Genomic DNA, 26923 nt, shown 5'->3' with positions numbered 1-26923 from the left:
CTTGATGAAAAACAGGGGGCTCACTTCATATGGGAGGGGACTTCATGAGTGCAAAAAAATATCATGTTGCAGTGGTAGGAGCAACCGGAGCCGTCGGGCAAGAAATATTGAACACCCTCGATGAAAGAAATTTTCCGGTCAAAGAATTGCGCTTGCTTTCTTCCAAACGTTCCGCAGGCAAAAAAATCACATTCCGCGGTCAGGAAATCACGGTTCAGGAAGCCGTGCCGGAAGCATTTGAAGGCATTGACTTCGCTTTATTCAGTGCCGGCGGCAGTGTGAGTAAGGCATTGGCAAAAGAAGCGGTGCAACGTGGTGCAATCGTTGTGGATAATACCAACGCCTTTCGAATGGATCCGGAAGTCCCGTTGGTGGTTCCGGAAGTGAATCCGGAAGCGTTGGATCAACATAAAGGAATCATCGCCAATCCCAACTGTTCGACCATTCAAATGGTTGTTGCATTAAAACCGTTGGCGGATCGTTACGGAATCGAAAGAATCATTGTCTCCACTTACCAAGCCGTCTCCGGTGCGGGTTGGAAAGCGATCAATGAATTGGAAGAACAGACGAAAGCCGTGATGGCCGGTGAAGAAGTCCAAAAAAATGTTCTTCCCGTGGGCAAACTTGACAAACATTATCAGCAAGCGTTCAATGTGATTCCGCAAGTGGATGTGGCGGAAGAAAACGGATTTACACTTGAAGAAATGAAAATGGTGCGCGAAACGAAAAAAATCTTCGCGGATGATTCCATCGGCGTGACTGCCACTTGTGTACGGGTCCCGGTTGTACGGGGACACAGCGAATCGGTGTATGTGGAATTAAAATCGGATTATGATCTTGATGAAGTCCGGACCCTCTTAAATGATGCGCCGGGTGTGGTGGTGCAGGATGCGATTGAGGAGCAGATTTATCCCATGCCGTTGGATGCATCCGGCCGGACGGAAGTGTTTGTCGGACGTCTCCGTCGCGATTTGACCCATCCGCGCGCGCTCAACATGTGGGTGGTTTCGGATAATCTTTTGAAAGGAGCCGCAACCAACACGGTTCAAATTGCAGAAACTTTGATTAAAAGAGAAAGATCATAAAGAGAAGGGATAGGCATGAGCATTATTGTACAGAAGTTCGGAGGAACCTCCGTGGCAACCGCTGAACGGCGCCAACGTGTCCTTCATCATATTTCCAACGAGCTGGAGAAAGGAAACAAACTGGTTGTCGTTGTTTCAGCGATGGGAAGAAAAGGGGAACCATACGCAACCGATACGTTGCTTGGTTTGATTGATCAATATGATCAGCAGATCCTTCCCCGTGAGAAAGATTTGTTGTTAAGCTGTGGAGAGATCATCTCTGCAGCTACCCTGTCCAGCATGTTGACCCAGGCGGGGATCCGGAGCTGTGTATTGACCGGTGGACAAGCGGGGATCATTACGAACGATCAGCATACCAATGCCCAGATTATCACCGTCAATCCCAAACGCATTTTGCATGAACTGGAGAAAAACCGGGTCGTTGTCGTGGCCGGTTTCCAAGGACAAACAACCGATGGGGAAATCACCACATTGGGACGCGGCGGCAGCGATACCACCGCAACGGCGTTGGGAGCGGCTCTTGATGCCGAATATGTAGATATTTTTACAGATGTAGAAGGGATTATGACAGCTGATCCAAGAATTGTCGAGGATGCCGCCCAATTGGAGCAGGTCACCTATGTCGAAATGTGCAATCTCGCTTTTCAAGGAGCCAAGGTGATTCATCCCCGGGCTGTGGAGATTGCCATGCAAAACAGCACCCCGATCCGGATCCGTTCAACCATGTCGGACCATCCGGGCACGTTGGTGACACACCGGAGTGAAATTGACCGGTTGGTTCGGGAAGTGCGGGAAAACACCATCATCGGGGTGACCCAGATGCCCAATGTGACCCAAGTGAAGATCCGGCTGAGACAAGGACAATACCATACGCAGTTGAAAGTTTTCAAAGCGATGGCCGATCATGGGATCAGTGTCGATTTTATCAGTGTCAACCCGAGCGAAATTGCTTATACGGTTTATGATGATCTGGCGGATCAGGCGGAACAAATTTTATATGACCTGGGACTGGAACCAGAATTATCCAGAGGTTGCAGTAAAGTATCCGTTGTCGGGGCAGGCATCGCCGGCGTTCCGGGCGTGATGGCCAAAATTTCGGAAGCACTGACGGAAGAGGATATTCAAGTGTTGCAATCGGCGGATTCCCATACCACCATTTGGGTGCTCGTCCATGGAAAAGACATGGAGAAAGCCGTGCGTGCTTTGCATAAAAAATTTCATCTGAATAAACTCTATTGCTCATAAAGGAGGGAAGTGAGGATGTTGTTTGGCCGATTAATCACGGCGCTGTTTACGCCGTTTACCGAAGAGAATGAGATTGACTGGCCCTGTCTGGAAGCCAATATCGAGCGTTTGATCGAAGACGGGAATGATTCGATTGTTGTTTCCGGAACGACCGGAGAGTCTCCCACCCTGACCCTCTCCGAAAAGCTGGAATTATATCGTTTTGCCAAAGAAAAAGCAAACGGCCGGATCAAAGTGATCGCAGGGACCGGAAGCAATAACACCGTGCAGAGCCTGGAATTGACCAAGAAAGCGGAGGAAATCGGCGTCGACGGGGTGATGCTGGTTGCCCCCTATTACAACAAACCGTCGCAGGAAGGGTTGTATCAACATTTCAAAATGATTGCCGAATCGACTTCATTGCCGGTGATGCTGTACAATGTGCCCGGACGCACCAGTGTCAATATGACGGCTGAAACCATGGCCCGGCTCGCTCAATTGGATAATGTGGTCGCCATCAAAGAAGCAAGCGGGGATCTCAACCAAATCGGGCGGCTGATTGCGGCGGTTCCCGACGATGTGGCGGTATACAGCGGCGATGACGGGCTCACTTTGCCGATTCTGTCGATTGGCGGAGCCGGAGTTGTCAGCGTGGCCAGCCACCTGGTCAGCCGGGAAATGAAAGAAATGATGGACGCTTTCTTTTCGGGGGATGTGAAGAAAGCCCAAAACTTGCACATTCGTTTGCTTCCTGTCTTCCACGGCGTGTTTTTGACGACGAGCCCGGCGCCATTGAAATATGCGATGTCGCAAAAAGGTTGGTCGAAACCTTACGTGCGCCTTCCGATTGTGGAATTGTCGGAAGAAGAAAAAAGAAAAACGGATGCATGGTTGAAAGAACTGTGACGGGAACGGACCTGCCTGTGAAAAAAACAGGCAGGTTTTTTGTTTGTCATTGACTTTTTTCAACAAAAGATCCGGTTGCATATCCATTTTTCCATCGTATATAATAAGGGACAAGTGGTAATTGTGCGGTTTCAGTGAAAGACAACAGAATATAGGAGGTAAACAGTTTGACAAAAAACCAGCGAGGCAAATTATCCATTTTTGCACTCGGTGGGTTGGATGAAATCGGAAAAAACATGTATGTGGTGCAGTATGAGAACGACATTGTTGTGATTGATGCGGGCTTGATGTTCCCGGAAGAGGAAATGCTGGGAATCGATATCGTGATACCTGACATCACATACTTGGTTGAGAATAAGGATAAAGTACGCGGGATTCTTTTGACGCATGGTCACGAGGACCATATCGGCGGGTTGCCGTATATTTTGCGTCAGCTCAATGTTCCCATCTACGCCACGAAATTGACGATGGGACTGGTGGAGCATAAATTGCGTGAGGCTCATCTGTTAAATGACACGAGACGGTACATCATCAACGGTAAATCGGAAATCAAACTGGGTTCTACACTGAAAGCGACCTTTTTTTATACAAATCACAGTATTCCTGATTCCGTCGGCATTTGTATTCATACACCGGAAGGAGCCGTTGTTCACACGGGAGATTTTAAATTTGACATGACTCCGGTGAATGGACACGCTGCGGACATCCATAAAATGGCTGAGATTGGAAGAAAAGGGGTATTGTGTTTATTATCCGACAGCACCAATGCGGAGCGGAGAGGATTTACCGGATCGGAAAGTTCGGTCGGTGAAGGGATTAACGAAGTTTTCCGTAAAGCAAAGCAACGGGTGATTGTGGCTACTTTTGCGTCCAATATTCACCGCATCCAGCAAGTGGTGAACGCATGCCATATGTACGGTCGAAAGCTGGCTGTGGTGGGACGGAGCATGGTCAACGTGGTCAATATTGCATCGGAGCTGGGGTATTTGCATGTGCCCTCTGATTTGATCATTGACCCGGATGAGATCAATCGTTTGCCTGCCAATCGGGTGGCGGTGATTTCCACAGGAAGCCAGGGGGAATCGATGTCAGCGCTGACACGCATGGCGAACGCATCTCATCGCAAAGTGGAAATTTTACCCGGTGATACCGTGATCATTGCCGCCACGCCCATTCCGGGCAACGAAAAATTGATCGGCCGCACCGTCGATCAATTATTCCGGATTGGGGCGGATGTGGTGTATAGCACGACTTCGCATGTACACGTCTCGGGGCATGGGTCTCAGGAAGACCTGAAGCTCATGCTGAATTTGATGAAACCCAAATACTTTATTCCGATTCATGGTGAGTATCGTATGTTGCGTGCTCACGCCCAACTTGCCGAATCTGTAGGAGTAAGCCCGGAAAACATTTTTATCTGTGACAACGGAGATATGGTCGAAATTTCAGGTGGTCGTGCCCGATACGGGCCCAAGGTTCAAACCGGAAAAGTACTGGTTGACGGTTTGGGTGTTGGTGATGTTGGCAATATTGTATTAAGAGACCGCAAATTACTATCTCAGGACGGAATTTTGGTCGTGGTGCTGACCTTAAGCAAAGAAAACGGCACCATCGTATCAGGACCGGATATCATTTCGCGAGGCTTTGTTTATGTTCGGGAATCCGAACAGTTATTGGATGAAGCAAACCGGATTGTGGCATTGACCATGGAAAAATGCATGAGAGAACATGTCAGCGAATGGGCTTCGCTCAAAACGAGCATCCGGGATGCATTAAGCAAATTCTTGTTTGAGCGGACCCGTCGTCGTCCGATGATTTTGCCAATTATCATGGAAGTGTAACCGGAGCTAAACCGCACAGAAAACCGCAGCTTTTGAATTTTCAAGGCTGCGGTTTTTTTATATCCCGGTTTTCCGCAAAAGAAAACCGGGATGCTGAAACCGTTTATTCTTTGAAATGGATAAAATTGTCAATCCGGTCGACCGGAACTTGGCGTGTTCCGTAGCCGTGACGGACGTCCCAGTTATATTCTTCGACCGTCACCGTTTTCTGGTCGCTGCTCACTTCGGCGACGAAAGCCACGTGGTTGAGGTTTCCTTTGTTCCATTGGGCAATGGTTCCGACTTTCGGGGTGCGGGTTACTTTGTAACCGATCTGTCTTGCGGTTTCATCCCAATGTCTGCCGTCTCCCCAATGTCCTTTTTTCCCGTTGGGGCCGGTCATGTCATTGGTGAACGGAATGCCCAGATTGTTATTGATGCGCCAAGCGACAAAAGAGACGCATTCCCTGTAATAAAAAACCCATGGGTCCACATCGCCGGGATTGTTGTTTTTAAAAGGGTAATCATCGATCATTTCATGCTTGGGTTCCGGTTCCGGATCGGGATCGGGTTCCGGCTCCGGGGAAGGGGCGGGTTCTTTGTCTGAATTTCCTTTTTTGAATTGAAAACTGATATTGACAGATCCTGAACCGGAGGCGATCAGTTCAACATGCCAATATTTGTCGTCTTCCGGGGATTGCGGCGGGTTGGGCGGTTCTTCCGGCGGGGGGTTGTCCGATCCTTTTTTGCTTTTCAGTGCTTCGAGCGATTTTGCTTTATCCATATCCACGTTCCCCATGATTCCCGAAACACTCCCTTTGTCCGTATACTGCCAGTAGGTAATTTCTTCCCAGCCGCCTGTTGCGGGCAACCGTGGCTCGTCCACTTCCCAATGCGCCAACCATAAGGGCATGTCCTTCAAACGGTTGTTAAAGCCGTTAAACCGGTTGATATAAGCGGGGAAAGTATATAACAGAACTTGTTCGCCCGTTTCTTTTTTGACATGCTCGGCGAAGGCAAGCACCCAATCGGCGATTTCGTCCGCTGTCATATCGGTATTTTTTTCTTCCAGGTCGAGAACAGGCATGAGATCCAGTTGGTGTTGTTTCAGTTTTTCAACAAAGTTCTGCGCTTCTTTCTCTGCTTTCCCTCTTAACAACTTGGCGTAATGATAAGCACCCGCTTGGATTCCTGCGGCCTGTGCCCCTTTTACGTTGTTGGAGAATTGCGGGTCGGTGAATGTTTCTCCTTCGGAGGCTTTGATAAAAGCGAATTGAATGTTTTGGGGATCTTCTTTGACCTTCTGTCAATCAATGACCGATTGATGATGGGAAACATCAATCCCGGTGACACTGCCAAATCGATCAGACATGCCATTCACCCCTTAAAGATGATAATCAAAATCCCTCGGTTTCCGGTTGAAAAGCGGTTTTGGATGATCCAGGTGGTGGAACCTCCCTCCCCCTTTTTCTTATTCCACATTTAATTATACCAAAAATAAAGAAAATTCTATCTATTTTTGTGTTCATTTGACGCCGGGGGACGGGGATTTTTGTAAGCATTCATTAAAAATTGGTGAATTTATTCAAACGGGTTATGTAAAAGGGGTGAGATTTGATATAATATCCATCAATTCTTGTGATTGATGTTCGATTGGGAGGGTAAAAATTGCTGCAAGAACCAGATTTGATGAACTCACTCGTCATACCAGTGGCTGTTGAATTGTTGGTATTCATTATCAAGGCATTGGTGGTGACACTGTTTGCCGGTTTCTTTGTAAAACGATACCTGGCACCATTGGTAAAAAAGGATCAGAAAACGGCTGAGCCGCGTGTTCCGGCCGGTGAAAACAAGGAAATTAGTGAAGAAGAAACGAAGGACAAAAAAGAAAACTGATCCACAGAGTGAATAAAAAACCGTATCCTGTTCAAGGATAACGGTTTTTTTATTTTGCGCGGATAAGAAAACGGCTTTTTGGTTATGAACCGGCGGATGTCACTTTCAAGCCGACGATTCCGGTCAGAATCAAGAACAAAAAAAATAAACGGATCCAGTCATGAGGTTCATCAAACAAAAAGATCCCCATCACCGCCGTGCCCAAAGCGCCGATCCCTGTCCAGACCGCATAGGCGGTGCCAATGGGCAGTGCTTTGAGGGCCAGGGACAAAAAATAAAAACTGAAGATCATTCCCGCGATGGTGACAAGGGATGGAAACCACCGGGTGAATCCTTGAGCGTATTTGAGTCCGATTGCCCATACCACTTCAAAGATTCCGGCAATGATCAAATAAGCCCATGCCATGGAATCTCCTCCTCCCGTTAAAACGGAATGGCTGGATTCATACTCATTTAGTATAACAATTTTCAAATCAAAAGCAATCTCTTTCGATATCCGGAGTCCAATGAGAAATTTGTATGAATCAGGAAGGAGAATTCAAAACGATGGAAAAGAATTAGTATGATATTTCATAATTCCCAAATGCTGTATATTCCAAAAACAAAAGCATATCATTTTTTTAAAGAATACATACCCCGGGATGATATCCAAAATACCTGCATCTTATTCCGAAAATCATTTTTTGATAATATAATTTTTATATTTTATTTTGTAATTTCATGATTGTCTCATTGACAAGAGGTGGATTTTCGGATAAAATGAGTTTTGCCTTTTTAAAATAATTGAAATAGATTATAAGTTTTATATAAATTGGAGGTTAATCATGACAAAGGCAAATGTTAAGGAACGATGGAGTGAGCACAGGAAGTATTATGATGAATGGTTAAGCAGCTATGACGGGGGCGTGTTCATTCCCGCCAGGAAAACATGGGCCGGCAAAGAAAACACGAAGGACACGGTGGAAACAACGGAGCATTATGAAATCAGACTGAGCCGGTCCGTCACGGAAAGCTTCTATGCGTTATCCAGAAGGTATCAAGGGGCTTTGTCTTCGTTGATTCAAGGGGTATGGGGCAGTTTGTTGTTGAGATACAGCGGAGAGAAAGAAGTTTTGTTTGCATTTGCCGACCATTCCGGGGAGAAGGTTTCCGCTTGCGATCCGGAAATTCGATTGCTCCGTGTCAAAGACGATTTTCAAACCTTTCACCAGCTCTTTCAACATTTGTCTGAAACGAATGTCCATTCTGATTTGTATTTATTTCCGCTTTCCAAGTTTCAGGAAGCGACGGGGATGGAAGAAAAAGCCTTGGACCATCTGGTGATGGTCGCTGAACGTTCTTATTCCAAGCACGATTTTGAATACCAAAAATGGATCCAGAAATATAAAAGCCACGTTCATGAAATCAAAAAGCATTCGCCCCGGCTCGGATTGATTGTCACCTTTATTCCCGCCAAATATCTGACCATCCGGATTTCATATGATCCGATCCGGTATGACGGCGGGTTGGTTCAAGCGACCGGTCATCACCTGAAACAAATCATTGAAAGTGTCATCAGCCAGCCCCGTTTGGAAATTTCCAAGCTGCAAATCGTGACGGCACAAGAAAAGAAATTGTTGAAAAAGTTTAACGAAACGACCCGGGCTTATCCGGACGGGCAAACGGTGCACCGGTTGATTGAGCAAAGGGCTGTGAAGTCGCCGGACCGGACCGCCGTTGAATTCAAAGGGGTCAGCCTGACTTATCAGGAGTTGAACCGGCGTGCGGATCTGCTGGCGATGGCATTAAGGGATCACGGGATTGAAAAAGGGGATATTGTGGCCATCATGGTCCCGCCTTCTTTGGAAATGATCGTGGGAGTTTTGGGAATTTTGAAAACCGGAGCCGCTTATTTGCCGGTGGATCCCAATTATCCCCCGGAGCGGGTTTCGTTTATGTTGAGCGACAGCCATGCCAAAATGTTGCTGTCTTTGAAAACGGCGTCCCGCGATTGGGCGGCGGATATCCCGGTGTTTGATTTGTCGGGAATGGATTGGAGTGTAACCAGGGAAGTGCGCCCCTTGCCGTCGACGGTCCGGCCCGATGATCTGGCTTATGTGATTTATACATCGGGTTCCACGGGAAAACCCAAAGGCGTGATGATCGAACATTCTTCTTTGGTCAACCTGGTTTATTGGCATAATCAACAATTTCACATCACCGAAAAAGACCGGTGCACCAAATATGCCGGTTTTGGCTTTGATGCTTCCGTGTGGGAAATTTTCCCGCCGTTGGTGGCCGGGGCGACGCTGTATGTCATTGAGGAGGAATTGCGTTACGACATCCGGCAGCTCAATGATTTTATGCAGGAAAAAGGCGTGACGGTAAGTTTTCTGCCGACGCAGGTGGCGGAACAGTTTATGGAGCTTGATAACCATTGCTTAAAAACCCTGCTGGTCGGTGGAGACCGGCTGCAAAAAGTGGTTCCGCAAACGTATCAAATCGTGAATAACTACGGGCCGACGGAAAACACCGTCGTCACCACCAGCGGGACCGTCCGTCCCGGTGAGCCGGTCATGATCGGAAAACCCATTGCCAACCACCGTGTTTATGTCTTGGATCAAAACCACGAGTTGCAACCGGTTGGCGTTCCCGGGGAGTTGTGCATCAGCGGGGCCGGTTTGGCACGCGGTTATTTGAACCGGGACGACCTGACACGGGAAAAGTTTGTCCCCAATCCCCATGAACCCGGTGAAATCATGTACAAAACCGGTGATTTGGTCCGTTGGCTTCCGGACGGAAGGCTTGAGTTTTTGGGGCGGTTGGATGACCAGGTGAAGATCCGTGGATTCAGGATTGAGCTGGGGGAAATCGCACAACGCCTCATGGAATATCCATTGATTCAAGATGCATTGGTTCTGGTGCAAAAGGATGAATACGGCGAAAACCGGCTGATCGGCTATTTCACGGCCTGGGAAGGATGGGAGGAAGAAGACATCCGCAAACACTTGGCGCAGGAATTGCCCGACTTCATGATTCCATCCCATCTGATTCATTTGGAAGCTTTTCCGCTGACCCCCAACGGAAAAGTGGATAAAACAGCCTTGCCGGTGCCGGAAACGGAGGCCGCCGCCACCCGGGAAACGGTGAAAACCACCGATGAGACCGAACAAACGCTGATCCGGCTTTGGAGAGAAATTTTGCATGTGGAGCCCGGAACCGGGGACCATTTCTTCCGTTTGGGAGGGGATTCCCTCAAGTTAATGCGGCTGGTGTCAAGGATCCGGGAAGCGTTTCAGATTCAGCTTTCGATTCAGGCTTTGTTTGAAAATCCGGTTTTACAAGATATGGCCGTTCAAATCCGGAAAGCGGAAGGGAGAATCCCGGATGAATGGGAGGGGGCAGAGGAAAAAGAGTATTATCCGGTGTCTTCCGTCCAAAAACGCTTGTATGCAGTGGAGCAGATGGAAAACATCGGCACCACTTACCATACGCCGGTGCTGTTGGAATGGAAGGGAGAGGTTGACACAAAGCGGTTAAAATCGGCGGTGGAACAATTGGTTCAGCGGCATGAGGCATTGCGGACTTCTTTTCACTGGGTTGATGAAGAACTGGTGCAGAAAGTACATGCCGAAGCAGAGATTGCGTGGGAGATGTTCCATGCGGATTCGGAGGAAGAAGCCAAACGGATTGCCGCAGATTTTATCAGGCCGTTCGATTTGGAACAAGCTCCTTTGCTTCGTGCTGCCCTGATTCATGCCAAAGAGAGCTGTTACCTGTTGTTGGATATGCACCACATCGTTTCGGACGGAATTTCTGTGGAAGAAATCTTGTACCGTGAACTGGGAGCGCTGTATCAAGGACAGGAGCTTCCGCCGCTTTCCAAACAATACAAGGATTATGCCCTGTGGCAACAACAATGGCTCCGTTCGGAAGAGTGCCTTCGCCGCAAAGAGTATTGGCTCAAGCAACTGGAAGGAGAGATTCCGGTTCTTGAGTTGCCGGCCGATTATCCGAGGCCCCCGGTTCAGGAGTTTGCCGGAGATAAAGTTTCTTTTGAAGTGAAACCGGAATTGGTGGAACGCCTGAAGCAAATCGGGCAAAGAGAAAATGCCACCTTGTTCATGATGCTGTTTTCGGCATACAAGGTGCTCATTTCCAAACTGTCGGGACAAGATGATATCATTGTCGGAATCCCGGTGGCGGGACGGGCCAAATCCTGGATGGAACCGGTTTTCGGAATGTTTGTCAATACCTTGCCGCTTCGTTCACAGCCCAAAAAGGAACTTTCTTTTGTCGGTTACCTGCAACAAGTCAGAACCCGGGTGCTGGGAGCTTATGAAAACGGCGATTATCCGTTGGAAGAAATCGTCGGGTCATTGCAATTGGAGCGGGACCGGAGCCGCAATCCGCTCTTTGACACCGCGTTTGTTTTGCAAAACATGGAGGAAGTCGCCATCCGGATTCCCGGGGTGGACGTGAAAAGTGTGCCGTTAACCTGGAAACAATCGATGTTTGACATGACTTGGGAAGCGAAGGAAGAAGCTGACACCGTCCGCTTTCATGTGGAGTATTGCACGCGTCTTTTTGAACCGGAAACGATTCAACGATATATCCGGTCCTTTTTATACATTTTGGAACAAATCGCCATGGATCCGGGCCAGCGCCTGGCTGACGTGGAATTGCTCCCGCCGGAAGACCGCCGTCAGCTTGTCGTCGGATTCAATCAGACGGATGCGCCTTATCCGAAAACGAAGACCATTCAACAGCTGTTCGAGGAGCAAGTGTTGAAAACGCCGGATCGGACGGCGGTCAAAATGGGCGATCAAGTGCTGACTTATCAAGAGTTGAATGCCCAAGCCAACCGGATGGCCCGTTGGTTGCGGAAACAAGGGGTCACCAGGGGAAGTGTCGTCGGTTTGATGGTAAACCGTTCCCCCTTGATGATTGTCAGTCTGTTGGCAATTGTAAAGGCGGGAGGAACTTACTTGCCGATTGATCCCGAATATCCGGATGAGCGGATCCGGTTTATGCTGGAAGACAGTCAGGCATCCATGTTGTTGGTGGAACCCGGGATTTCCGCGCCGGTTTCTTATCAAGGGCTGGTGGCCAGATTGTCTCCGGAAGTTTGGGAAGATGAGGAACCCGGAAATTTGCCGAATATCAATGCCCCGGAAGACGTCTTGTACATCATCTACACTTCCGGTTCCACGGGTACGCCCAAAGGCATCGAAACCATGCACTATAATGTGATCCGGACCATGTTTAATAACGGATATATCGAAATGGATCCTTCGGATCGCGTGTTGCAACTGTCCAATTATGCTTTTGACGGATCGACCTTTGACATTTACATTTCGTTATTGCACGGAGCGCAACTCACCTTGGTCTCCAAAGAGGCATTATTGGATTTGAACCAATTATCCAGGCTGATCCGGGAAGAACAAATCACGGTCACCTTTATCACGACGGCGTTGTTTAACACCCTGGTCGACTTGGATTTGGAATGTTTGCAAAACGTCCGGAAAATTTTGTTTGGCGGGGAAAAAGTCTCCTTTTCCCATGTGAAAAGAGCGGTGGAGTTTTTGGGCGAGGATCGGATCGTTCATGTGTACGGACCGACGGAAACCACCGTGTTCGCCACTTATTGCCCGGTTGGCTTCAAGCATATCGGGCGCGGAATCATTCCGATCGGGAAACCTCTCCATAACACCCGGCTTTATGTGTTGAATTCCGAAAACCAATTGCAGCCGGTCGGGGTGCCCGGCGAACTGTGCATCAGCGGAGACGGGGTGGCCAAAGGATATCTGAACCGTCCGGAATTGATGGAAGAGCGGTTTGTACGGGAGCCTTTCGCCCCGCACGGGCGCATGTACAAAACCGGCGATTTGGTGCGTTGGTTGCCTGACGGCACGATTGAGTATTTGGACCGGATGGATGATCAGGTCAAAATCCGGGGACATCGCATTGAATTGGGCGAGATCCAACGGAAGCTGCTGGAGGAAGAAACGGTCCGGGAAGCCTTTGTGATGATGGACCGGGATGAAAAAGGACAGTCTTACTTATGCGCTTATTGCGTGGCCGAAGGGGAAATCGATGTTGCTCAATTGCGGCAAAACTTGCTGAAAAAACTGCCGGATTACATGGTGCCCGGATATTTTGTCCCGATGGATTCGCTGCCGTTAAACGCCAATGGGAAAGTTGACAAACGCGCTTTGCCAAAACCGGATTTGCGCAAAGCGGTTTCGTCCGGATATGTGGAGCCCACGACGGAAACCGAAGCTTTGCTCGCGGAAGTCTGGAAGGAAGTTTTGGGGGCTGAACGGGTCGGAATTCATGACAACTTCTTTGAACTGGGCGGCGATTCGATCAAAGCGATCCGGATTGCGGCCCGGCTGAACCAGCAGCAAATGAAACTGGAAACCAAGCAGTTATTCCGGCATCCCACGATCGCGGAACTCGCTCCGTATATCCGGCAAGGGGTCTCCCGGATGGAAGAGGAAGAGGAAATGGTTTCCGGCGACGTCCGGTTGACCCCGATTCAAAAATGGTTCTTCTCCCTACAATCCGGGGAGCCGCATCACTTTAACCAAGCCATGATGCTTTTCTCCGGTGAAGGATGGAACCCGGCATGGGTCGGCGAGGCATTCCGGGCATTGGTCCGGCATCATGATGCGCTCCGTATGACGTATGATTTCACAAACGGTGAAGTCAAACAGACGAACCGACCTTTGGGACATCATGCGTTTACCTTGGATGTATTCGATTTGACCGGATCGGAGCCGGCCGACATCGAAGCTTATGCGAACCAATTGCAAAAAGGAATCGATCTTGCAAACGGCCCGCTGGTCCGGTTGGGGGTTTTCCACACCCGTGAAGGGGATTACTTGTTGATGGTGATCCACCATTTGGTGGTGGACGGCGTCTCCTGGCGCATTCTGCTGGAAGATTTCCAAACGGCTTATGATTTGGCGTCCAAACAAGAGGAGATCCGGTTGCCCCAAAAAACCAGTTCCTTTAAAACATGGGCAAAACAACTCTCCCGGTATGCAAACAGCAAGAAGATGTTGAAAGAGAAAAGCTATTGGAAGCGGGTTTGTTCCCAAACTGTGCCGGCTTTGCCCAAAGATGAGGAATGGACCGGGGAAAAACTCCACCGGGACATGCGGGAGATCGAATTGGAGCTGGATGAAGAGCTCACCCGGAAACTGCTGACCCAAGCCCATCAGGCTTATCACACGGAAGTGAATGACCTGTTGTTGACCGGACTGGCGTTGGCTGTTCATGAATGGACGGGCCAATCGAAAGTGGCGCTTCATCTGGAAGGGCATGGCCGGGAAGAATTGTTTGACGGAGTTGATTTAAACCGGACGGTGGGTTGGTTTACCACCATGTATCCCGTGGTTTTCGAGCTGAATGAAACGAAATTGTCCCGTGTGATTCCAACCGTCAAGGAAACGTTGCGCCATGTCCCGGAAAAAGGAATCGGTTACGGAATCCTGCGTTATCTGACCGCTTCGGACCAGAAACGGGACTTGTCCTTTGCGCTCGAACCGGAAATCAGCTTTAACTACCTCGGACAGTTTGAAAACGAAGGGTTGGGATTTGGCTCCGTGTCCACCGGGGACTGGTTCAGCCCGATGACGCCGGAACCACATGTGCTTACGTTTAACAGCATGGTGGCAGACGGCAAATTCAAAGTCCGGGTGGGATACAATGCCCGTTTCTTCCGCAGGGAAACCATTGAAACGGTGGGACGACGCTTTTTGGACCATTTGGCCCGGTGTGTCCGTCACTGTTTAAATCAAGCCGAACCGGTTCGCACCCCCAGTGATTTCAGCGCCAGGGACCTGTCGATCCGTGAACTGGAACAGATTTATTCGGTGTTGGATCCGAAGAACATTCATGACATTTATCCGCTCTCTTCTCTGCAAAAAGGAATTTTGTTTCATGCGATCCAAACACGGATCCAATATTTTGAGCAGTTTTACATCGATTTGGACGGGGAAGTGGACTTTGCCGCTTTTGAAGAGAGCTTGAATGATTTGGTCAAAAAACATGATGTGTTGCGAACGGTCTTTTTGTACCAAAAATTGAATCAACCGTTCCAAGCCGTGTTGAAAGAGGTCGGGGTTCCGTTCCGGTTTGAGGATTTAAGCCATCAATCCAAAGCCGAACAAGAGGCTTTCTTAACCCGGTTTAAACGGGAAGACCGGAAAAAAGGGTTTGCCACCTTGCACGAACCGTTGATCCGTTTTGCGTTGTTCAAATTAAGCGACCGGCGTTACCACTTTGTGTGGAGTTTTCACCACATCTTGTTTGACGGTTGGTGCATCGGCCTGTTGTTGGAAGATTGGCTGGACATGTACCGGGCGCGGATGAAGCATGCCACGCCCAAAGCGGAAAAAATGGCTCCTTACCGGGATTATATCCGGTGGCTGGAAGAGCAGGACCATGAAGAAGCCAAAGCGTTCTGGCGGGATTATTTGCACGGTTATGAACAGACAGCCAGCGTCTTGAGCAAAGGCATTGGGAAGAAGACCGATTTTGAGCTGGAAAAGAAAGAGGTTAACTTCCGCCTTCCCCGGCATCTGAGCGACCGGTTGTCGAAGTTGGCGCAAAAATATCATGTGACGCCCAGTACGTTCTTCCAAGCGATCTGGGGAGTGTTGCTTCAAAAATACAACAATACGGATGATGTCGTGTTCGGAACCGTGGTGTCCGGAAGGCCGTCGGATCTGCCGCAAGTGGAAAAAATGGTCGGTTTGTTTATCAATACCGTCCCGGTGCGGATCCGCCGGAAGGAAAACGAACCGTTTTCCGAATTGTTGGTGCGGACCCAGCGGGAAATCCTCGAAGCGGAAAAAGTTCACTATGCGTCATTGGCGGAGATCCAGGCCAACACCCCGTTGTTTAATCAGCTGTTCGATCACATTATGGCCTTTGAAAACTATCCCCTGGACATGGAAGCGTTAAAAAGCAAGGAAAAAGACCTCGGATTTTCCATCGCCGGTTTGGATGCGTTTGAACAGGACAGCTACGGGTTGGGATTGATCATTTACCCCGGCGATGAATGGTTGATCAAGCTGAAGTACGATACGGAAGTGTACACGGAGTCCGACATGCAGCATGTGATTTTGCATCTGCAAACCTTGATGGAACAAATCATGGAGAATCCGGAAACGCCCCTGAACCGGTTGGAAATTGTCTCGGAAAAAGAGAAACAACAATTGCTTGCGGACTTTAACCGCACAAAGACGGACTATCCGGATCAAGCCGTGATTCAGCAGTTGTTCGAACAACAGGTGCAAAAAACCCCCGGACATCCGGCGCTGGTTTACAAAGAGGAAGTCTGGACTTACAAAAAGTTGAATGAACAAGCCAACCAACTGGCGAGAAATCTCCGCGACAAAGGAATCGGCCGCGAACAGATTGTCGGGATCATGATGAACCGGTCGCCGGAGTTGATCGTTTCCATATTGGCGGTCTTAAAAGCCGGGGGCGCGTATCTCCCCGTGGATCCGGATTATCCGGCCGGGCGGATTCAGTATATGTTGGAGGACAGCCAAGCCAAATTGTTGTTGGTGCAGCCGGGATTGCAAGTGCCGGCCGGTTACCGGGGAAATGTTTTGGTGATCAGCCCGTCACTGATGAGGGGAGACGCCTCCGATTTGCCGGTCATCAACCAGCCGGACGACCTGGCTTACATGATCTATACCTCCGGCTCGACGGGTAAACCCAAAGGGGTGATGATTGAGCACCGCAACCTTTGCAACTTGGTGCAAATTGCCCGGCCTTACGAGATCCGTGAGCACAGCCGCGTTTTACAGTTTGCATCCATCAGTTTTGATGCATCGGTTGCCGAAATCTTCCCCACCTTAACCGTCGGGGCGACCTTGTATCTGGAAGAAAAAATGGTGCTCTTGAATGACCTGGTGAAATATTTGAAAGAAAAAAGGATCAGCAATGTGACATTGCCGCCGTCGGTATTGCAATCCATCCCGCATGAAAAATTGCCGGATCTGGAGACGATCATCAGTGCGGGAGAAGCATGCAGCCCGGGGGTGGCCGATAAATGGGGAGCCGGCCGCACGTTTATCAATGCTTACGGTCCGACGGAAGCGACGGTATGCACGACTTACGCCAAGCTTGACGGTTCTTCGGATAAAACGCCGATTGGAAAGCCGTTTTTCAATCAGCAGGTGTACATTGTCAACCAAGACCATCAACTGCAGCCGGTCGGGGTTCCCGGCGAGCTTTGCATCAGCGGGGAAGGGCTGGCCAGAGGTTACTGGAACCGTCCGGAATTAACCGCGGAAAAGTTTGTGGAAAATCCGTTTGTCCCCGGGACGAAAATGTATAAGACGGGGGACTTGGCGCGATGGTTGCCGGATGGAAACATCGAGTATCTGGGCCGGCTTGACGAACAGGTGAAAATTCGCGGACACCGGGTGGAACTGGGCGAAATCACAGACCGGTTGCTGAAACACCCGAGTGTGGAGAAAGCCGCGGTGGTGGCGCAAACCAATGAAAACGGACCTTCGTATTTGTGCGCTTACTTTACGGCCAGGGATTCCTGGTCAGTTCCGGAATTGCGCCGGTACATGATGGAAGAGTTGCCTGAGTACATGGTTCCCGCATTTTTTGTGGAACTGGAACAAATCCCGCTGACCCCAAACGGAAAAATTGACAAAAAAGCATTGCCCAAACCGGACGGGATGGTTCAAACCGGTGCGAAACACACCTCTCCGACCAATGAGGTGGAGAAAAAGCTGGTTCAAATCTGGAAAGAAGTGCTCGGTTTGGAAAGGATCGGGATCCATGATGACTTCTTTGAACTGGGCGGGGATTCGATCAAAGCCATTCAGATTGTATCCCGGTTGCATCAATGGGATTACAAACTGAAAATCAACGACCTGTTCGATCATCCCACCATTTATGAACTGGCACCGTATGTTCAAACGGTCGAATCAGCGGATGATGAGGGGATCGTCGAGGGGGAAGTCCCGCTGACTCCGATTCAGCATTGGTTCTTCGAGCAGGAGTTTATGAATGCCCATCATTGGAATCAATCGATGATGCTGTATCATCCGGACGGCTGGCAAAAAGACCGGGTGCATCTAGCTTTCTCCAAACTGGTGGAACATCATGATGCGCTGAGAATGCGTTTTGAGCAGGACGGCGAAAAATGGGTGCAGATCAACCGCGGCTTGGCAGAAGAGGAGTTTTTCACCCTTTATGAATTTGATTTGCGGCATGTCAACGACCCGGAATCGCACATCGAATCCATGGCCAATGAATTGCAGCGGAACCATGATTTCAAACAGGGTAAATTGATCCAACTGGGATTGTTTAGAACCGGCCAAGGGGATCATTTGTTGATCATTCTTCACCACTTGCTGGTGGACGGCGTGTCGTGGCGCATTCTGTTGGAGGATTTCGCAACCGCCTATCAACAGGTTTGTGCAAACCAGGAGGTTGTTTTGCCCAAGAAAACCACATCTTTTAAAAAATGGAGCAAAAAGTTAACCGACTATGCCGATTCACCCCAAGCCTTGTCCGAATTGAATTATTGGAAGGAAGTGGAAAATAAAGATGTTCCGGCCTTGCCGAGGGATTTCATCCCGCCGAAAGAGCGGCGCCTTATGGATCACGACACCATCAAAGTGGAACTGAGCGAAGAAGAAACGAAACAATTGCTTACCGAAGTGCACCATGCATATCATACCGAAATCAACGACCTGTTGTTGACCGCACTGGTTTTGGCTGTCCGCAAGTGGACGGGGCAGGAACGGGTGGCCGTCAACCTGGAAGGGCACGGTCGGGAAGAGATTGTGCAAGATGTGGATTTAAGCCGCACTGTCGGTTGGTTTACAACGGCGTTCCCGGTTGTTTTTGATCTGGATACAGACCATGAAGGGGATGCCATCAAGCAGGTGAAAGAGCAATTGCGGAAGATTCCCAATAAAGGAATTGGTTACGGGATTTTGAAATACCTGACTTCCCCGGTGAAAAAAGAATGGATGACCTGGAACCTGAAACCGGAGATCAGTTTCAACTATTTGGGGCAGTTTGATCAGCAAAAAGAAGACCAGGGGTTCCAAATGTCCCCGATACCGGCGGGCGATGAGTTCAGTCCGTTGTCGACCAGCCCTTACTTGTTGAATATTTACGGCAAAGTGACGGATCAACGATTGGAGATGAACTTCCAGTATCATCAGCATGTTTTCCGTTTTGAAACCGTGGCCCGCGTGGCGGATGAGTTTGTTCGTCAGTTGCGCCTGCTCATCGGGCATTGCGTAGCCAAAGAAGAAGAAGAGTGGACCCCCAGTGACTTTAGTTCCAAAGATTTGACGTTTGAAGAGCTGGAGGATATTTCCGATTTGCTTTCCGATTTGTAAACGTTCATGCCAAGAGTCCTTTCGCGAAGGGCTCTTGGCTTAACATCCTTGACTGAGCATAGGAGGAGATCGGTTATGGAGAAAAAACAGGTGGACATCTATTCTTTGTCTCCCATGCAAGAAGCCATGCTGTTTCATTCGCTGTATGACCAGGGGAATTCTTATTTCAAACAATTGCTGATCCAGGTGGAGGGGGATTTTGATCCCGGACTGTTTGAAAAGAGTTTAAATGTTTTGATTGAACGATATGACATTTTCCGGACCGTGTTTCTCTATAAAAAGCTGAAAAAACCGCGCCAAGTGGTTTTGCAGGAGCGCAAAGCAAAAATTCAGTATCAGGATTTTTCCCATTTTCCGGAAGATGAGCGGAATCAAAAGATTGAGGCATGGATTCGAAAAGATCAAACCAAACCGTTTGATTTGTCCAAAGATTTGTTATTGCGTGTTTCCGTGTTGAAAACCGGCGCCCAACAGTATCAAATTGTGTTCAGCAGCCACCACATCCTGTTGGACGGATGGTGTATGGGGATCGTATTTGAAGATTTGTTTGAAATTTACGGGAAACTGAAAAATCACGAGCCCGTTCCCCGCAAAAAAGTGACGCAATATCGCGAATTGATCCGTTGGCTGGAAAATCAGGACCCCAAAGAAACGGAACAATATTGGAAACAGTATTTGGCCGGGTATGAGGGACATGCCAAAATTCCGGGAGCAAAGACTGCCCGCGGCGATGATTATAAGTTGGAGGAAGTCCGTTATTCACTGGATGAAACGTTGACCAGGCAATTCAATCAATTGGCCCGTGAACATCATCTCACCCTGAACAATGTTTTCCAGACGATCTGGGGATTGATGTTGCAACGGTACAATCACACGGACGATGTGGTGTTCGGTTCCGTGGTCTCCGGAAGGAACAAAGACATTCCCCGGATCCAGGAAATCGTCGGTTTGTTCATCAACACCATTCCGGTGCGGGTTAAAGCAAGTGGCGATGAACGCTTTATTGACCTGGCCAGACAGGTTCAACAAGCGGCGCTGGCCTCGGAGCCGTATGATTATGCTTCTTTGACCGATATTCAAAAAGCGGCGCAATGCGGCGATTCCTTGGTTGACCATATTGTTGTGTTTGAAAACTATGTGTTTGATTCGAATATTTTCCATAAATACCGGCATCAATTGGGGTTTGTCGTGACGGATGCCAAGAGCACGTTTGAAAAAACCAACTATGACTTCAATGTGATTGTGGTGCCCGGTGAGAAATTCACCATTTTGTTTCAATACAACGGACAGGTTTATCAAAGAGAAGACGTGGAATCCTGTTTCCGCCACTTTGAACGGATTGTCCGCCAAGTCATTGAAAATCCGGATTGTCGCTTGAAAGACATTGAACTGGTTTCGCCTTCGGAAAAGCAGAAGTGGTTTGAATGGAATCAAACGGATGCGGATTATCCGCGCGATAAAACCATTCAGGAGATTTTTGAAGAACAGGCGGAAACATCCCCGCAGCAAATCGCCTTGAAATTCCGGGGAAACACGATGACTTACAAAGAGTTGAATGAGCAAGCCAATCAGCTGGCGAGGGTGTTAAGGAAACAGGGTGTCCGGCGCGGGGACATTGTCGGATTGATGACGGAACGCTCTTTTGAAATGATGATCGGCATGCTGGCGGCCGTCAAAGCCGGCGGGGCTTATATGCCGATTGATCCGGAATATCCGGATGACCGGAAGGAATTTATGCTGGAAGATGCCGGGGCTCCGGTTCTCCTGGTGCAGCCGGGACTGAAAGTGCCTGCCGGTTATGAAGGACGGGTGATTGAACTGGCTCCCGGTGAGTGGGCGGGGGAAGAAAAAAGCAACCCGGAAAATGTCAATCAACCGGATGATCTTCTTTATGTCATGTATACTTCCGGATCGACCGGAAAGCCCAAAGGCATTTTGACCATGCATTACAATGTGATGCGGACGGTCATCAACAACGGGTACATAAAGGTACATGCCGAAGACCGGCTTTTGCAGCTGTCCAACTATTGTTTTGACGGATCCACGTTTGATATCTATAACGCCTTGTTAAACGGAGCGACGCTGGTTTTGGTGCCCAAAGAGGCTTCTAAAGACTTCGCGGCACTGACCAAATTGATCCGCGAAGAAGAGATTACCGTCGCCTTTATGACCACTTCCCTGTTTAACACGGTTGTGGATTTGGATCTTGATTGTTTAAAGAACTTGCGCAAGATTGTGTTTGGCGGGGAAAAGGCTTCGGTCAAACATGTCCAAAAGGCAGTGCAAGCATTGGGCGGAAACCGGCTGATCAACGGGTACGGACCGACGGAAACCACGGTTTTTGCCGCGACTTATTCCATTGATTCGTCGGTGTTGGCCACCCATCGCGTCCTGATAGGAAAGCCGCTGAACAACACCAGTCTGTATGTGTTGGATCCGTGGGGAAATCTTCAACCGCCCGGCATTCCCGGTGAACTTTGCGTCAGTGGAGACGGGGTGGCCAAAGCGTATTTAAACCGTCCCGAATTAAATGAAACCCGCTTTGTTCCGGATCCGTTCCATCCCGGCCGACGCATGTACCGCACCGGGGATCTGGTCCGCCTGTTGCCGGATGGCCATTTGGAATATTTGGAGCGGATGGATAACCAGGTGAAAATCCGGGGACACCGCATTGAGACCGGGGAAGTGGAAAAAGGTTTGTTTGCCCATCCCGATGTGCTGAATGCGGTGGTTTTGGCCGATAAAGATGAGAACGGGCACTCCTATCTGTGCGCTTATGTCGTGTTGAAAAAGGATGTTTCACCTTCCGCATTGCGTGCACACATGTCCAAAGCGTTACCGGAATACATGATTCCCGATTACTTTGTGAAAATGGACCAACTTCCCTTTACGCCCAATGGAAAAGTGGATTTGCGGGCGCTTCCCAAGCCGGCCGAAGCGTTGGAGAGCAAAAGCGATTATGTTGCTCCCACCAACCCCGTGGAAGAAAAGTTGGTGAAAGTCTGGCAGGAAGTTTTGGATACGGACCGGGTTGGAATTCATGACAACTTTTTTGACTTGGGGGGCCACTCTCTGAAAGCGATGATGCTTTCTTCGCGGGTGAGCAAGGAATTGAATGCGGACTTGCCGTTAAGGGAGATTTTTGCCCGGCCGACGGTACAGCAACAAGCGGCCTTTTTGCAAGATACGGGCAAAAAAGAATACACCGGGATCGCCCCGGCACCGGAGATGAAGGATTATCCGGTGACTTCCGCGCAGAAGCGCCTGTATATGGTCAGCCAACTGGAAGGAATGGGCACCAGTTACAATATGCCTTATGTGTTCCGGATTCACGGTGATTTGTCCGTTCCGGTTTTAGAAAGCGTCTTGCAATCTCTGGTGGACCGGCACGAATCGTTGAGAACTTCTTTCCATATGATCGCCGGGGAATTAAGGCAGAAAATCCATCCCGATGCCCGGTTGGTCGTCGAGCATTACCAAGCCGGCGGGAAATGGCAAGAAAAACGTGCCATTCAAGAATTTATCCGCCCGTTTGATTTGCAAAAGGCGCCGTTGATGCGTGCCGGGGTGTTGGAACGTACGGACACCCGGGAAAAGTATCTGTTGTTGGATTTCCATCATATCGTGGCCGACGGTGTTTCGATCCGGCAATGGTTTTCCGACTTTTCGCGGCGGATGCAGGGGGAAGCGCTGCCGTCGCTTCCGTTGCAATACAAGGATTATGCTTATTGGCAACAACATGAGAAACAAAAAGACCGTTGGAAAAAACATGAGGAGTACTGGTTGAATGAACTTTCCGGCGAGTTGCCCGTTTTGCAATTGCCGACCGACTTTCCGCGCCCGAAAGTGCAGCGTTTTGACGGGGATCAGCATTCTTTTGAAATGGATGCGGGATTGTCGGACCGGTTAAGGCAGCTGGCTGATGAGCAGAATGCAACGATGTATATGGTGTTGTTTGCCGCTTATCATGTCCTGCTCGCCAAGTACACGGAGCAGGAAGATTTGATTGTCGGATCCCCCATCGCCGGAAGGCCGCATGCAGATCTGGAGTCGATGGTGGGCATGTTTGCCAACACGCTGGCGGTCCGGACCCGGCCGACACCGGATGTTTCGTTTTCCCGATTCCTCGGGCGATTGAAAGAACAGATCCTGGAGATGGCAGAGCATCAGGATTATCCCTTTGAAGAACTGGTGGAAAAATTGGGGGCGGAACGGGATTTAAGCCGGAATCCTCTTTTTGACACCATGTTTTCATTGCAAAAGAATGAATTGCCGCCCCTGCGATTCCGGGATTTTTCGCTGGAACTGGTTGAATGGGATTGGAAAAAATCCAAGTTCGATATGAGCTGGATCCTGATCGAAGATGAGAAAATCAAAGGGATCGTGGAATTTGCCACGCATCTGTTCAAGCCGGAAACGGTAAAAAGAATGGTTCGCCATTATCTTCATATTTTAAAGCAAATCACGGAGAATCCGGACCTTCGCCTGTCGGACATCAAATTAATTACGCCGGATGAAGAGCATCAGGTGTTAAACCATTTCAATGCGTATCGTCTGGAGTATCCACGGGGAAGAACGATTCCGTCCTGGTTTGAAGAACGGGTGGAAAAACAGCCGGACCGGGTGGCAGTGGTATGCGGCGAAGAAAAGTGGACCTATGAAGAGTTAAACCGGCAGGCCAACCGCCTGGCCCATGCGTTGAGGAAAAAAGGGATCGGCCGTGAGCAATTGGTCGGCATCCTGATGTTCCCGTCCAAAGAGATGATGGCGGTGGTACTGGGTGTTTTGAAAGCGGGGGCGGCGTACGTTCCGATCGACCCGCAATATCCGGCGGACCGGATTCAGTATATGTTGAAAGACAGCGGGGCTTCCCTGCTTCTTACGGATCGCCCGGCCGTGTTCGAGGGTTCCGGCGTGGAAGTCTGGGACATGAAAACCGAAGATTTGCGGGGTGAGCCTGACGACAATCCCGCACCAGTGAACAAAGAACGGGATTTGGCTTATGTGATCTATACGTCCGGTTCCACCGGGAAACCCAAAGGCGTGATGGTGGAACACGCTTCCCTGATCAATTTGTGCGAATGGCATATCCATGAATTTCAGGTGACGCCGGAAGACAAGAGCATCAAATATGCAGGGGTCGGATTTGATGCATCGGTGTGGGAGATTTTTCCGACCTGGATGGCGGGAGCGTCACTTCACATCATTGAAGAGGCCATGCGTTACGATCTGGAGGCACTCAACCGGTACATGGAGGAACAAGGGATCACGGTTGCTTTTCTGCCGACGCCGGTGGCGGAGCAATTTATGCAGTTGGAAAACCGCAGCCTGAGAGTGTTGCTGACCGGAGGGGACCGGTTGGGCCGGGTGTTGCCGCAGAACTACACGGTGGTCAACAACTACGGTCCGACGGAGAACACGGTGGTGACCACGAGCACCCGGGTGCGTCCGGATGAGCCGGTCACGATTGGGAAACCGGTGGCCAATAACCAGGTGTATGTGTTGAATGAACATCAGCAATTGCAGCCGGTCGGCGTGCCGGGCGAGCTGTGCGTCAGCGGGGAAAGCTTGGCCCGGGGATATTTGAACCGGCCGGAACTGACGGCGGAGAAGTTTGTGCCCAATCCTTATGTGCCGGGGCAAAAGATGTACCGGACCGGAGACTTGGTGCGGTGGTTGCCGGACGGGCGCCTGGAGTTTCTGGGACGGATGGATGAACAGGTGAAAATCCGCGGTTACCGTATCGAGCCCGGGGAAGTGGCCGACAAGTTGTTAAGTTACCCGACCGTGAAAGAAGCCGTGGTGGTGGCGCAAACCGACGAACAAAATCAGTTGCATTTGTGTGCATATTTCACGGCATCGGAGTCCTGCTCCATTCCTGCATTGCGGCAGTATCTGGGAAAAGAATTACCTGATTACATGATTCCGGCTTACTTTATGCAGATGGAGCAACTGCCGTTGAATGCCAACGGTAAAGTGGACAAAAACATGCTTCCCAAACCCAAACAGATGCAAACCGGTGTGGAATATGCAGCCCCCCGCAATGAAAAGGAACGCATCCTGGCGGAGCTGTGGGAGGAAATTTTGCATCTGGACCGGGTCGGGATCCGTGATCAGTTTTTTGAGCTTGGCGGCGATTCCATCAAAGCGATGCAAATTGCTTCCCGCTTAAAACCGTACCGGCTGAAAATGAGATTGAAAGATTTGTTCCAACATCCGACCATTGAAGAATTGGCACCGCTTGTGCACCCCGTCGATGAAGACCGGGAAGAAGAAGTGGTGACGGGGGAAGTCGCGCTGACCCCGATTCAGCGTTGGATGTTTGAGCAGACGGATTATCCGGATCAATGGAACATGGCCATTGTCCTGCACCGGAAACAAGGCTGGGATGCCGGGGTGTTAAAACCGGTTTTCCAAAAGCTGGTGACCCATCACGATGCGTTGAGGATGTCGTTTCAACGGGAAGGACACCGGGTGAAGGCATGGAACCGGGATGTGGAAGGGGAATTTTTCACCATCCACGAGTTTGATGTCAACAGTGAAGATCTTTCGGAAGTGATAAAAAGGGAAGCCAACCGTTTGCATCAATCGCTTCGCATCCATGGCGGTCCGTTGATCCGCCTGGGGATCTTCCACACCGGCGAAGGGGATTACTTGCTGATCATCATTCATCACTTAGTGATGGATGCCGTGTCCTGGCGGGTGCTGTCCGAAGATCTCCATACCGCTTACTCTCAACAATTGGCCGGGGAACCGTTGGCTTTGCCGCAAAAAACGACTTCGTTTCAATCATGGGGCCGTCAATTGCAAGAGTTTGCGAACAGCCCGGCATTACTTGCTGAAATTCCGTATTGGCATGCGCTTGACCGCCTCCGGATTCCGAAACTTCCGGTCGATAAAATAGAAACGCCGGATTATGCCAATCAGCATATCGGCACCGTTTGGGGCCGCCTCCCGAAAGAGGTAACCGCTGACTTGTTGTCCGGGGCGCATCGTGCTTACCAGACGGAGATGAATGATCTGTTGTTGTCGGGCTTGGTGATGACTTTAAACGGTTGGACCCATGGCAAGGTGGCCGTCCAATTGGAAGGGCACGGCCGGGAGGAAGTGATTGACGGAGTGGATTTGACGCGGACGGTCGGATGGTTTACGTCCATGTATCCGGTCGTGTTTGAGCAAGATTCCAAAGATCCGGATGAAGTCATTCCGTATGTGAAAGAAGTCTTGCGGCAGGTTCCCAATAAAGGAATCGGATACGGGATTCTCAAATACTTAACCCGTCCCGAACACAAACAAGATCTTTCGTTCCGGCTCAAACCTGAGATCAACTTCAACTATCAAGGGGAGTTTGTCCGGGATGTGGAGAAAGAGGACATCCAAATCGTGTCCCTGCCGGTGGGAGAAGGGGTTCATCCCCGCGCTCAGTGGCCGTATAAACTGGATTTCAGTTTGTTTGTTGAAAACGGGGAACTGGTCACTCTGATTCGCTACCACCAAACGCTGTATCACCGGGAGACGATCGAACAACTGAAAAACCTCTATCTCCATCATCTGAAAAGAATCGTGAACGTTTGCCGGGAAAAAGTCTTGGTGAAATAAAGACAAAAAACAT

9 protein-coding genes are annotated in these 26923 nt (G+C 49.6%); 7 read left to right on the top strand and 2 right to left on the bottom strand.

Features of this window, described 5'->3' with window-relative positions:
- Positions 1-44 precede the first annotated feature (44 nt).
- The 4 genes from I8U21_RS12840 to I8U21_RS12825 all read left to right on the top strand — a co-directional run bounded on the left by I8U21_RS12840 (position 45) and on the right by I8U21_RS12825 (position 5056).
- Positions 45-1085 carry an aspartate-semialdehyde dehydrogenase gene (locus tag I8U21_RS12840; RefSeq protein ID WP_181733017.1) on the top strand — a complete coding sequence of 347 codons (1041 nt, stop codon included), beginning with the start codon at positions 45-47 and terminating at the stop codon, positions 1083-1085.
- Positions 1086-1100: 15 nt separating this feature from the next.
- Complete coding sequence (gene dapG / locus I8U21_RS12835; protein ID WP_181733016.1) at positions 1101-2330, top strand: aspartate kinase; 1230 nt, start codon at positions 1101-1103, stop codon at positions 2328-2330.
- Between the two features lie 15 nt (positions 2331-2345).
- A complete protein-coding gene (gene dapA / locus I8U21_RS12830) occupies positions 2346-3215 on the top strand; it encodes a 4-hydroxy-tetrahydrodipicolinate synthase (protein WP_181733015.1) in 870 nt (289 codons plus the stop codon).
- Positions 3216-3382: 167 nt separating this feature from the next.
- Positions 3383-5056 (top strand): ribonuclease J, encoded by a 1674-nt coding sequence (locus I8U21_RS12825; RefSeq protein WP_181733014.1) that lies wholly within the window; start codon positions 3383-3385, stop codon positions 5054-5056.
- Positions 5057-5159: 103 nt separating this feature from the next.
- On the opposite strand, the gene I8U21_RS15355 is transcribed toward I8U21_RS12825, so the two are convergent.
- Positions 5160-6314, bottom strand: coding sequence for a GH25 family lysozyme (locus tag I8U21_RS15355; protein ID WP_309544817.1), 1155 nt, complete (start codon positions 6312-6314; stop codon positions 5160-5162).
- A gap of 389 nt (positions 6315-6703) precedes the next feature.
- Here I8U21_RS15355 and I8U21_RS12815 point away from each other — a divergent pair, with 389 nt between their 5' ends.
- Positions 6704-6931, top strand: coding sequence for a hypothetical protein (locus I8U21_RS12815; protein ID WP_181733012.1), 228 nt, complete (start codon positions 6704-6706; stop codon positions 6929-6931).
- Positions 6932-7013: 82 nt separating this feature from the next.
- On the opposite strand, the gene sugE is transcribed toward I8U21_RS12815, so the two are convergent.
- The gene (gene sugE, locus I8U21_RS12810) at positions 7014-7337 is read right to left on the bottom strand and encodes a quaternary ammonium compound efflux SMR transporter SugE (RefSeq protein ID WP_181733011.1); all 324 of its coding nucleotides are present in this window, start codon (positions 7335-7337) and stop codon (positions 7014-7016) included.
- Between the two features lie 373 nt (positions 7338-7710).
- On the opposite strand from sugE, the gene I8U21_RS12805 reads away from it, so the two are divergent.
- Together I8U21_RS12805 and I8U21_RS12800 are read left to right on the top strand one after the other, a co-directional pair.
- Entirely contained in the window at positions 7711-19311 is an 11601-nt protein-coding gene (locus I8U21_RS12805; protein ID WP_370527093.1) for an amino acid adenylation domain-containing protein, read from the top strand.
- A 75-nt stretch (positions 19312-19386) separates the two neighbouring features.
- The gene (locus I8U21_RS12800) at positions 19387-26910 is read left to right on the top strand and encodes a non-ribosomal peptide synthetase (protein WP_198054039.1); all 7524 of its coding nucleotides are present in this window, start codon (positions 19387-19389) and stop codon (positions 26908-26910) included.
- The last annotated feature ends 13 nt before the right edge of the window (positions 26911-26923 follow it).

Origin of the sequence: Thermoactinomyces sp. CICC 23799, assembly GCF_016055145.1 — a bacterium.
Classification (GTDB): domain Bacteria; phylum Bacillota; class Bacilli; order Thermoactinomycetales; family Thermoactinomycetaceae; genus Thermoactinomyces; species Thermoactinomyces intermedius.
The sequence above is the reverse complement of the archived record's forward strand: the minus strand, read 5'-3'. Positions and strand labels throughout refer to the sequence as shown.